The sequence below is a fragment of the Streptomyces sp. UNOC14_S4 genome (assembly GCF_020740835.1).
Taxonomy (GTDB): Bacteria; Actinomycetota; Actinomycetes; order Streptomycetales; family Streptomycetaceae; genus Streptomyces.
Window position 1 is genome coordinate 21942 of record NZ_JAINFC010000020.1, and the last position, 10188, is coordinate 32129.

Here is a 10188-nt window from a genome sequence, read left to right on the forward strand (position 1 = left end):
GACGGGGACTCCCCGCAGTGGGGCGGGCCGAGGCCGGTTGCCCTGAGCCGCCTCGTCCGATTGGCGCGACGACCTATTGACGCGCCCGCGCCACTCCCCCGACGCTGTTCGCCGTCCCAGTAGCGAACTCGTTCCTCGGGAGGACGTCATGCGAGCACGTGTCACAGCCGCCGCCCTGGCTCTCGCCACCGGTGCCGGGCTTCTGATCAGTGCGCAGGGCAGCAGCGTCAGCGCCAAGGCGGTCACCCCCGCCGAGTGGTGCGGCGAGCAGGGCGGGACGCCTGCCTCGTACCGCGCGTACTACGACGCCGGTACGAGGCTCACCCCGCTCGGCACCGTGCGCGAGCTGTGTGATTTCCAGGCGCAGGACCGGACGCAGATCGTCATCCCCGCCGACACACTGGCCGCCGACGCGCCGACCCTCGCCGGGCTGGCGTACAAGCGCAAGCCCGCGCTGCCCAGTCACCCGGTGGGCAACCCGTCCTCCGCGTACTGCGCGAAGCTCGGCGGGACGACACAGTTCGGGGAGAGCAAGGCGCAGACAGGCGGGTGGATCAAGGAGGGCGAACCTGTGGACCGCGACCACCTGCACACCATGTGCGTCTTCGCGGACGCCTCCGCGATCGACGCGTGGGGGCTGACGTACCACACCGGCGGTGTCGTCCGGGGCGCCGATCTGGAGGGCAAGTTCCGCGCGTCCATCCCGCCCGCGGCACCGGCGGGGGCCTGGAACCAGGTGCGGTAGACGCCCTCCCGCGGGAGGAGTTCAGGCGCTCAGCCGGAGAACCCCGGCACCACCAGACCGGACTCGTACGCGATCACCACGGCGTGGGTCCGGTTCTGCGCGCCGAGCTTGGTCAGTACGTTCCCGACGTGTGTCTTCACCGATTTTGGACGTGGGAGGCGAACCACGCCGCCTCCCACCCGAGTATCTCGGGCAGCTCTCCGGGCGCCCGTGCGGGGAGACTGGTGGCGAGTCGGTACTCACCGGAGGGCCGGACTACGTAGCCATGGTCGACCAGCTCACGCCGCAGTGACGCGAAGTCATCGTGAACCCTGAGCAGAAGTGCGTTCACCTCGGGCTCCGCATAGACGCGGCCGGGCTCGAACAGAGTCGCAAGTTCAAGAAGCACTGCCACGCGCGCCTTGCGTTTGGCGGGGAACTGCCGTAGGCGGCCGTCCCGGAAGAAGCGGTCGGCGATGACTTGCCTCTCCGATGGACTCGAGCCCGATCGCGCACCGATAGGGATCACCGCGCCCGATACGTTCTCCTCTTTCTGACCCATTGCCTACCGCCCCTTGTTGCCTGTCACTGTTGGTTCGCCATTTCTACCGGCCTTCGAGTCATCCGGCAGCAGCCGGAGCGTGAGGTCCGACCACGCCCCACTTGGCCAGTGACTGGAGCACACGGCCAAGTGGGGCGTCCGGAGGAAGATCGCGCACCTCGACCGTCCCTCCGTCCACGAGGAACACAAGGTCGTCGAGGAGTCGGCGGTCGTAAGCCAGTTGTGCGACGTGTCCGTTCCCCCCGAGCATCATCCACTCCTGCGACTCCGACACGTACCATTGGATTCCCGCGGTGGGCAAGACGGAGACTTCGGCCGCCAGACCTACTGGCCCATGGACCGGCCGGGGCACGCCCAGCCGACTGCTCGTTTCACGCCGCAGTGCCGACTCGGCCATCCACCGCTCGACATCCCCATGGGTGACAAGTCGCCGCAGGGTGTTCAGGTTGTCGGCATCTTCCACGGCGAGTGTCGTCGCACCGTTGATCCCGACAGGGGCGCGTTCGGGGCCTTTCGAGTTCAGCGCCCGACGCACTCGGTCGACCACCTTGCCCGTGTCCCGGCAGTCGTTCCAGAAGGCCAGGTTCATGTTCAGGCTCACCTCATCCCGCGACTCCGCGATGTGATAGGTGTCGTAGGGGAAGTAGGCGATGCGATCGGGGAGGTTCCGCAAGGGCTTCGCTTTATCCCGGAAGGCCTCGTATTCCGGCCATTTGGCCCCTGCGACACCCTCCACAAAGGAGGGCCAGGTGAGCATCACCTTCCCGGGGCGGACGGTGAAGGCGAAGTTGTCGGCATAGTCGACATGCGCTCCCGTATGAGTCCATTCGTAGCGCCCGACGAAACAGTCGATGTCCACCCTGCCACCCGGCCGGTGTCCGAGTGCACGGGCCAGGAGGTCCGCGAAGGCCTTGGCGAAGTCCCAGAAGTCCGCGTTCACAGCTGGCAGACCGAAGTAGGCGGTGTTCCAGAAGCGGCCGCCCATCTTCGTCTCGATCCGCTGGATGTAGGAATCCATGTCCGTGTCGACGCCCGGGTCGAACATCTGGGACATGTCCAGAGGATCTGCGCGCTGGCCGTCGACGACGGTGACCGTCTCCGCGTGGACCGGCGCCTTTGAGGTCCCACGGGCAGACTTCAAGAATTCATCCAGGCAAGCAGGCAGCGCGTCCACAGGGGGCGCAACCGCGCATGTGGCCAACTCCGCCGCTTCACGTCGCCACACCTTGGTGATGAACTCCGGGCTCGTGACGTCCAGCATGATGACGGCTCCCTCTCATGAGTACTCAGAGGCATATCTGTCATAACAGGTCAGGCGATCGCCCTCACCGACTTGGGCGCCCTCAGCAACAACGTGAGGTACAGCCCCCCGGCGAGAAGGCAGGCTCCGGCGGCCCCCGCCAAGAGCGCCGGTGCGTGCCCCGGGCGCAGGAGGAAGCCCACTGCGAAACTCAGGAAGAGCGAGGCGTTCAGGACCCAGTTGAAGGCAGCCCAAGCATGAGCCTGTCCCTCGGCCGGCACGCCGGACCAGATGATGCGGGAGAGAAGCAGATTGAAGATCCCGTTTCCGATACCCCCGAGAGCGAACGTAACAGCGGCGAGCCAGAAGGGGAGTCCGATACTCGGCAGACCGAGCGCCACAGCCACCAGCACATTGGACAGCGGCAGAAAGGCACGGTTTCCCGTGACACATTTGGGTGTTATCGCCGCCGTGACCATCGAAGCGATCGCCCAACAGGCCATGACGACACCGAGACCGTTTGCGTCGTAGCCCGGCGTCTCAGCCAGCATGAAAGGGCCGGACACGCCTTCGAGACTGGTCGCGAGCAACATGACGACCAGACAAAGAAGACCGGCGGCTCCGAACGCGCCGGGGGCCAGCAAATAGCGGACTCCGGCGGTGGGCTTGCGGTGGCCGCCCGTTCCTGCCTCGGGGATCTGCGGTGACCATGCGACGGCCATGACCGCCAGGAACGTCAAAGCGTTCAGCACGAAGGCCAGTCCGGCACCGGACAGGCTCACCACGACGCCGGCCAGGACCATGCCCGCGGCACCGGCGCCGGCCTTCGCCACTCCCCAGAGTTTGGCGAGCTCCGCCTGCCGCCCGTCGCTCAGCGCATGCAACAGCGATCGGGAGAACGGCATGGTCAGAGCCTCGCAAGAGGCTGCGGCGAGGACGCACACCAGGACGACCGCAGGGCTGCCAGCCTGTGTGGCGGCAACGGCGAACGCCACCACCTGACCGACCAGACCGGCCCGCCACGCCGTCCGTGAACGAATCCAGTCCCGTGAACTGACAATGGGCGTGAGCACCAGGATCGGAATCGTCTGGGCAGCCAATACGGCGGCCAGGAAAGTCGTGGACCCCTCCTTCAGCGCGATGAGGGCATACGCGACCTGGACCAGCCTGTCACCGAATTCGGAAGCGGCCATCGCGAGGAGGAGCCTGACGAGCTCCGCAGGATAGGTCGGGGGACGGGCTGACAAAGCTGGTGCCTCACACTTTCCAGAGATGATGGGAACGGGGACAAGGAGCGGCTTTGCGTCACTGCCGGGATTCGACGATGCCGAGGGAGCACAGAGCCTGTAGGTGTTTGCCGAAGGTACCGACCGCGTCGGCGAGCTTTCCCGCCGTCTTGCTCACGAAGAGCTCCCGGGCCTCCTCCACCGACTCCGAGCGTTGCAGGCACCCCAGGGCGAAGGCCGATGTCGGGGTGAGAAGCACGGTCGCGGCGGGGTCGGTCAGAAAGGCGAGTACGTGCCGCCGCGTGGACAGGGTGGCGAGGCGAACGCAACGTGTCCTCATGCACGGACCCCCCGCATCGCCTCAAGACTGCTGTCCATCCACTCCACGAGCAGCCGCCCGTCCTCGCCGAGACTTTCGGCATGAGGAGAGGCCAGGAGATGGTCGAGCATGAACCGCGCCCGACTGGTCGGCACCTCGATCTGTTCCGCCGTCGGTCCCACGACGCTGCGGCGGAATCCGGCGAGATGAACGTAGACGTGGCACGCGGAGAGAAGCCGCCATGTACTGAAGTACCGCCTGGTCGGCTGCTTCACCGACCATGGCAATAAGGTCGTTGCCGACTCGTGCTCGACGTAGGAGTGCACGAGCAAGTGCCGGATCTGATGCGCGAGTTCGGACACGTCGTGCAGAGCCTCGTGCAGAATGGCGTCCGCGAGCTCCCACGTCTCCCGTTCGAGCATGCGATGCCCCACATAGATGACTTCAGGAGTCTGTGAGAGATACATGCTCGGGACCGGATTCTCGACGGCGATTCCGACACTGACCAGCGGCAGGACATGAGCGGAGACCTCGGGGAACACATCTTCCAACAAGCGGACGGCAGCCGTCAGGGCCCGCCTCTCGCCCCCGCCGAGGGGGTACGGCCGCGGCCCGCCAAGCCCCATGTCCTCGAAGGCGAACCCCATCAAGTTGCCGAGATCGCGCCACGGGGCGCGAGCGAACCCGCCACTTCCTGGGCCCACGAGGAACGTCGACTCGGCGAGTCCGTCGGGCAGTACAGCGTCGGGAAGGTCGGATATCAGTCCGCCGTACCACGCAGCACGGACGACCCGCGCAACCCCTGATCCACGTTCTGCGGGAGCCCCGGGCAGACCGTAGATGTCCGACCAGCCGTCGAGCAGCGCAGTGCGATCCCGTAAGAGGGAAGCACCGTCGAACCCCGGAGGCGTACGCCCGAGGATTTCCTGACAAGCCGTCACTGCTCTCGCGGCCTTCCCATGCCGACGGCCAGGAGGACGACCTCTTCCCCCTCGGGCAACGGTGGACGCCCATGCGGGGTGTACGAGGCATGAAAGAACACGGATTCACCGACGCGCAGGTCCGTCGCCATGAAATCGCCGCCCGCCCCCCAGAAATAGGTGGCCGTGCGGGATGCGTCGGACGATTTGACCCGACGTAGCATCGTGAGCAGATTGAACTCGTATTCCAACTGATCATCCAAGTGCATGGGCACCCAGTTGGACTTCCGATAATACAGCAGGAGCGCCTCGTTGTCGGGGCGGAACGTCAGGGCGTGTTCGGCAGCCAGACGGTCGACGACCCCACTGTCGGTCACGATCGACTTCACTGCGCCCGGTGCCGCCAGTACATGCCGACCCATGTAGTCACGCGATTCCCCGCGAAAATCACGTGCGATCCGGAGGAGCTCATTCACTTGCTGCTCGCTGAAGAGCGAGAATTCCGGATAGATAGTCGGCCTGATCTTGACCCGATCCTTGAGCTGCCCGGCGATGAAGTCCGCCATCGCGGCCCGAGGGGACCCTCGCCGCGGCAATCGACCGGATGGTGTCAGCGTGTTCAACTGGAGAGACCATTCGGTCAACTCCGAATCGGTGATACGAGTCATTCGGCCCCCTCCCAGTGAATTGCGCAAGCTTCGGTGGGCCCCGGACCTACAGGCCCAGGGGCCCACCCACCGGCCTCAGTACAGCGGGTACTGGGCGACCTTGCGGTCCGCAAGGTCGCAGACCTCGGTGGCCTCGGCGATGTCGTCCCCGTCCACCAGCTCGACGAGCTCGTCAAACTCGACATTGTTCACGGTCTTGCCCCTTTCGCGAGAATGGAATTTCCCAGGGGTGGGGTCCGGAGATCCCCAACCAGGGCGTCAATCTAAGGGGCGAACGAGTGCTCCAACAAGGAAATAGTGAACACTCAAGTTGGTGCAGCGATCATTTCGCGACACTTTGACCACGATTGACCGCTAAAACGATCAAGGAAAGGGCTGGAGTTCAACGCCGGCTGACTGAAACACAACACCTCCCACGGAGGGAAAGCTTTCATTCGGACAATCACCCCACTGACGAACCTCGCTCCTCTTCCGAAGAAAACGAGGCGACCCGCAGCAATTGGCGTCGATTCGGCAAGCGGAACTGTCGGATTCACGCATTCCACCTCGCTGCCCAGCTACTTCCTCCGCGGAGCCACATCGTCCGATTTACCGCGTCGGCATCCTGCGCGATGTGCGGAGCTTGACTTACCACACCGGCGGGGTCATCCGCGGCGCCGATCTGGAGGGCAAGTTCCGCGCGGCCATCCCGCCCGCGGCGCCGACGGAGGCCTGGAACCAGGTGCGGTAGACGACGCCCGGCGCCGAGGCGCCTCAGCCGGAGAACCCCGGCACCACCAGACCGGACTCGTACGCGATCACCACCGCGTGGGTCCGGTTCTGCGCGCCGAGCTTGGTCAGTACGTTCCCGACGTGCGTCTTCACCGTCTCCAGGCTCACCGTGAGCGATTCCGCGATCTCCGGGTTGGACAGGCCGGTGGCCATCAGCCGCAACACCGTCTCCTCCCGTCCCGTCAGCGCCGCCTGAGGCAGCGCCTCGGCGGAGCCCAGCGGGCGGGCGGTGACCATCCGGCGCAGCGCCGTCGGGAAGAGGATCGCCTCGCCCGCGGCCACCACCCGTACCGCCTCCGCGATCTGCCGCACCGGGAGCCGCTTGAGTACGAATCCGCTGGCCCCCGCGCCGAGGGCGGCGGTGACGTAGTCGTCGTTCTCGAAGGTGGTGATCACCACGACCTTCGGCGCGTCGGCGGACCCGTCCAGCAGGCGCCGGGTGGCCTCGATCCCGTTGCACCGCGGCATCCGTACGTCCATGAGGACCACGTCCGGCCGCAGCCGCCGCGCCTGTTCGACCGCCTCGACGCCGTCGGCCGCCTCCCCGACCACCGCGAGCCCGGGCTGCGCCGAGAGCAGCACGCGCAGCCCGCTGCGGGTCACTTCGTCGTCGTCCGCGATCAGGAGTGTGACGGGAGTGCCCGCAGAGCCGGTGGAGCCGGTAGGACCAGTGGAGCCGGTGGTCACGTCCGCGCTCGCGTCGGAGCCGATCATGCGGACGACCGTACCGGCAGGCGGACCGCCAGCCTCCAGTGCTGCGGCCCGGCCGGGCCGACCTCGATCTCACCGTGCAGCAGCCGGACGCGCTCGGCCAGACCGGGCAGGCCGTGCCCGGACGTGGGGAAGGCGCGCCGCGGAGCCGTACCCGTACCCACACCCGTGCCCGTACTCGTGCCGGTCCTGTTGACCACGCTGAGCTGGAGAGCATCCGGCGCGGCCACCACCCGGACCTCGATCGGGTGGCCGTCCGCCCCGTGCCGCAGCGCGTTCGTCAGGCCCTCCTGGAGGATGCGGTACGCCGCCCGGGACAGCGTCCCCTGTATCCGCTCCCACTCGCCCGACAGTTCCGGCTCCACCACCGCGCCCGCGTAGCGCACCCGGTCCAGCAGCTCGGGCAGGTCGGCCAGGGTGCGGGTCGGGGCCGTCCCGGCCGCCGCCTCCTCCTCACGTTCCTCGTGCTCCTCGCGCAGCACGCCCAGCACGTAGTCCAAGTCCTCCAGCGCGGCCCGGGTCGACTCCTCGATGCTGCGCATGGCGGCCCGCGCCGCCCCCGGGTCGGCGGAGAGCACCTCACCCGCCACCGCGGCCTGGATCGTGGTCGCCGTCAGCGTGTGCCCGATGGAGTCGTGCAACTCGTGGGCGAGCCGGTTGCGTTCGGCAAGCTGCCGCTCGCGCTCGGCCGCCAGCGCGAGCCGTTCGGCCGCCGAGGGGCCCAGCAGGCGGGGCGCCAGCCACCGCAGGACCTTCGTCACCGCCAGGCACACGACCGCCGCCAGCACCAGGCAGCAGGGCGCGGCCACCCAGCTCTGCCAGCCGTGCTCCGGCCGCAGCGACCAGCCGTCGACGCTCACCCCGGCCTCGGCCCCGGCCCAGCCCCCGGGAAGGAACAGGGCCGCGGCCAGCAGCAGGAAGCTCGCCGGTGCCCCCACCCACCCCAGTGTCACGTGCAGCAGCAGCCACACCGGAGTACGCCAACGGTCGCCGCCGGGCGCGCTGTCGGGTGAGTCGGGCGAGTCGGCGGGGCGTGGGCGACGTACGGCCACGGGGTCCGGCAGCGGCACCTTCAGCATCCGGCGGGCGCACGCGATCAGCACCCGCCGCGTCGTACGGGCCAGCCCGATCACGCCGATCAGTACGGCCCAGACCAGCAGGGTCAGAGCGAACTGCGCTCCCGCCGGAACGGACGGCCACGCCAGCACCGGCAGCGCCGCCAAAGGCAGCAGCAGGAGGCTCGCCGCCGCGCCGCAGTAGGCGAAAAGCGCACCCGAATACGTGGAGCCGCGCAGCAGCGGCCGGATTCCCGTGATCATAGTCGGGCCAGTATGTCCGGTCGGCCCGCTGCCGCCCTCCCCCGATCGGGGGAGCTTTTTCTCCCGCCTTTCCGCGATGCGCATCCGGTCCCCCGAAAACCAGAATCGGGCCTCACCAATTCACTGACCCAGTACCCAGTAAGGACGCGCATCATCGTGCGATACACGCAATACATGCGATGCAAGCGATACAGAAGCACACGGACCGTACCCCTTCTCGTCGCCGGCGTCGCGGCGGCCGTTTCCCTTTCGGCTCCCACCCCCGCGACGGCCGCTGCCGCCGAAGGCCCGCTGCGCCCGTACGCGCAGCAGAAGCTCACATGGCAGCGCTGCGGCGCGGACGTCCCCGAGGCTCTTCAGTGCGCGACGCTCAAGGTGCCGCTCGATTACGGCGACCCCGGCGGCAGGACGATCGACCTCGCGATATCCCGGCTGAAGGCGAGCAGCGCGAAGGAACGTCGCGGCGTTCTGCTGCTCAACCCCGGCGGCCCCGGCGAGCCGGGTCTGACCTTGCCCGCCGACCCGATTCTGCGGATTCCCGACGCGGTGAAGCGACAGTACGACCTCATCGGGTTCGACCTGAGAGGCGCCGGGCAGAGCTCGCCCGTCAGCTGCGGTCTGACCCCGGACGAACAGAGCAACACCCCTTATAAGGACGAGACCTTCGCGAAGGACGTGGAGCAGGCACGTACGGTCGCCGAGAAGTGCCGGGCCAAGGCCGGTGACAAGCTGCCGCACCTCACCACCCGCAATGCCGCTCGCGACATGGACGTCATCCGTACCGCGCTGGGCGAGAAGAAAATCTCCTACCTGGGAGTCTCCTACGGCACCTACCTCGGGGCCGTCTATACGCAGCTGTTCCCGCAGCGGGCCGACCGGTTCGTCCTCGACAGTTCGACCGACCCCACGCGCGTCTACCGGGGAATGTTCCAGGACATGGCGAAGGCGGCCGAGCAGGCGTTCACGCGATGGACCGAGTGGGCCGCCGCGCGCCATGCGACGTACGGGCTGGGCGGCACCCCGGCCGAGGTCCGCAAGACCTACTGGGACCTGATCGCGCGGGCGAACCGCGAGCCCGTACATATCGAGGGGCAGGCCCTCACCGGTGACGGCATCCGCGCCGACAACAGCACGTTCTTCCACGTCCGGAAAGCCACCGAATGGATCGCCGGGCTGAAGAAGGCGGCCGAGAACGGAAACGCCGAGGGCAAGAGCCCTGCCCCATCCAACACGCCTGGTCAGGCCGAGGAATCCAAGGAGGCCAAGGAGGCCGACGACAACTACGTCTCCGTCGCCTGGTCCTTCATGTGCGCCGACACCCGCACCTGGTCGCACGACCCCGAGCAGTACCGCCGCGAAGCGATCCGCGACAGGGCCCGGTATCCGCTGTACGGCGACTTCGCGGCCAACATCACGCCGTGTGCCTTCTGGAAACAGGGCAGTGAGCCGCAGACCGAAATCGACAACACGGCCAGTGCGCTGATGGTGCAGAACGAATGGGATTCCCAGACGCCCCTCTTCGCCGCCCGGGCCATGCACCGGGCCCTGCGCGGTTCCCGGATGCTCACCGTCTCCGGTGGTGAGGGACACGGCGTTCTCTACGCGCCCGGTGGCAATTCCTGCGCGGACAAGGCCGCCACGGCCTACCTGACCACGGGCAGGCTCCCGGCCGAGGACCTGACCTGCCGGGCGTCGGCCGGATAGGGCGGAATGGACGGGGGGACGGGC

General features: G+C 67.5%; 10 protein-coding genes and 1 pseudogene. 2 read left to right on the forward strand and 9 right to left on the reverse strand.

Translation table 11 applies throughout. The features are described 5' to 3' along the window. Positions 1 to 148 precede the first annotated feature (148 nt). Complete coding sequence (locus K6I34_RS03685; RefSeq protein ID WP_229322595.1) at positions 149 to 745, forward strand: DUF333 domain-containing protein; 597 nt, start codon at positions 149 to 151, stop codon at positions 743 to 745. Positions 746 to 774: 29 nt separating this feature from the next. On the opposite strand, the pseudogene K6I34_RS03690 reads toward K6I34_RS03685, so the two are convergent. From K6I34_RS03690 to K6I34_RS03730, 9 genes and pseudogenes are all read right to left on the reverse strand, one after another. Beyond that, a pseudogene (locus tag K6I34_RS03690) lies at positions 775 to 891 on the reverse strand (LuxR C-terminal-related transcriptional regulator); the annotation flags it as partial. Continuing rightward, complete coding sequence (locus tag K6I34_RS03695; protein WP_229322596.1) at positions 882 to 1286, reverse strand: DUF2087 domain-containing protein; 405 nt, start codon at positions 1284 to 1286, stop codon at positions 882 to 884. The pseudogene K6I34_RS03690 and the gene K6I34_RS03695, both read right to left, overlap by 10 nt. Before the next feature lie 58 nt (positions 1287 to 1344). Beyond that, positions 1345 to 2547: a hypothetical protein gene (locus K6I34_RS03700; RefSeq protein WP_229322597.1), complete on the reverse strand. Its 1203-nt coding sequence runs from the start codon at positions 2545 to 2547 to the stop codon at positions 1345 to 1347. Between the two features lie 50 nt (positions 2548 to 2597). Continuing rightward, positions 2598 to 3719, reverse strand: coding sequence for a hypothetical protein (locus K6I34_RS03705; protein ID WP_229322598.1), 1122 nt, complete (start codon positions 3717 to 3719; stop codon positions 2598 to 2600). Positions 3720 to 3831: 112 nt separating this feature from the next. Next, positions 3832 to 4092 (reverse strand): hypothetical protein, encoded by a 261-nt coding sequence (locus tag K6I34_RS03710; RefSeq protein ID WP_229322599.1) that lies wholly within the window; start codon positions 4090 to 4092, stop codon positions 3832 to 3834. Beyond that, on the reverse strand, positions 4089 to 4718 hold the full coding sequence (locus K6I34_RS03715; protein WP_229322600.1) for a hypothetical protein: 630 nt from the start codon (positions 4716 to 4718) through the stop codon (positions 4089 to 4091). Before K6I34_RS03715 ends, K6I34_RS03710 begins: the two co-directional genes overlap by 4 nt. A 290-nt stretch (positions 4719 to 5008) precedes the next feature. Beyond that, entirely contained in the window at positions 5009 to 5659 is a 651-nt protein-coding gene (locus K6I34_RS03720; protein ID WP_229322601.1) for a hypothetical protein, read from the reverse strand. A 753-nt stretch (positions 5660 to 6412) separates the two neighbouring features. Then, positions 6413 to 7144: a response regulator transcription factor gene (locus tag K6I34_RS03725; RefSeq protein WP_229322602.1), complete on the reverse strand. Its 732-nt coding sequence runs from the start codon at positions 7142 to 7144 to the stop codon at positions 6413 to 6415. Then, entirely contained in the window at positions 7141 to 8460 is a 1320-nt protein-coding gene (locus tag K6I34_RS03730) for a histidine kinase (RefSeq protein WP_229322603.1), read from the reverse strand. Before K6I34_RS03730 ends, K6I34_RS03725 begins: the two co-directional genes overlap by 4 nt. Positions 8461 to 8634: 174 nt before the next feature. On the opposite strand from K6I34_RS03730, the gene K6I34_RS03735 reads away from it, so the two are divergent. Beyond that, positions 8635 to 10164: an alpha/beta hydrolase gene (locus tag K6I34_RS03735; RefSeq protein ID WP_229322604.1), complete on the forward strand. Its 1530-nt coding sequence runs from the start codon at positions 8635 to 8637 to the stop codon at positions 10162 to 10164. Positions 10165 to 10188: the final 24 nt, after the last annotated feature.

Bases quoted from the DNA above. Each gene is read 5' to 3' on its own strand.
- K6I34_RS03685 (WP_229322595.1), top strand. From the start codon at position 149: ATGCGAGCACGTGTCACAGCCGCCGCCCTGGCTCTCGCCACCGGTGCC.
- K6I34_RS03695 (WP_229322596.1), bottom strand. From the start codon at position 1,286: ATGGGTCAGAAAGAGGAGAACGTATCGGGCGCGGTGATCCCTATCGGT.
- K6I34_RS03700 (WP_229322597.1), bottom strand. From the start codon at position 2,547: ATGCTGGACGTCACGAGCCCGGAGTTCATCACCAAGGTGTGGCGACGT.
- K6I34_RS03705 (WP_229322598.1), bottom strand. From the start codon at position 3,719: ATGGCCGCTTCCGAATTCGGTGACAGGCTGGTCCAGGTCGCGTATGCC.
- K6I34_RS03710 (WP_229322599.1), bottom strand. From the start codon at position 4,092: ATGAGGACACGTTGCGTTCGCCTCGCCACCCTGTCCACGCGGCGGCAC.
- K6I34_RS03715 (WP_229322600.1), bottom strand. From the start codon at position 4,718: ATGGGGTTCGCCTTCGAGGACATGGGGCTTGGCGGGCCGCGGCCGTAC.
- K6I34_RS03720 (WP_229322601.1), bottom strand. From the start codon at position 5,659: ATGACTCGTATCACCGATTCGGAGTTGACCGAATGGTCTCTCCAGTTG.
- K6I34_RS03725 (WP_229322602.1), bottom strand. From the start codon at position 7,144: ATGATCGGCTCCGACGCGAGCGCGGACGTGACCACCGGCTCCACTGGT.
- K6I34_RS03730 (WP_229322603.1), bottom strand. From the start codon at position 8,460: ATGATCACGGGAATCCGGCCGCTGCTGCGCGGCTCCACGTATTCGGGT.
- K6I34_RS03735 (WP_229322604.1), top strand. From the start codon at position 8,635: ATGCGATGCAAGCGATACAGAAGCACACGGACCGTACCCCTTCTCGTC.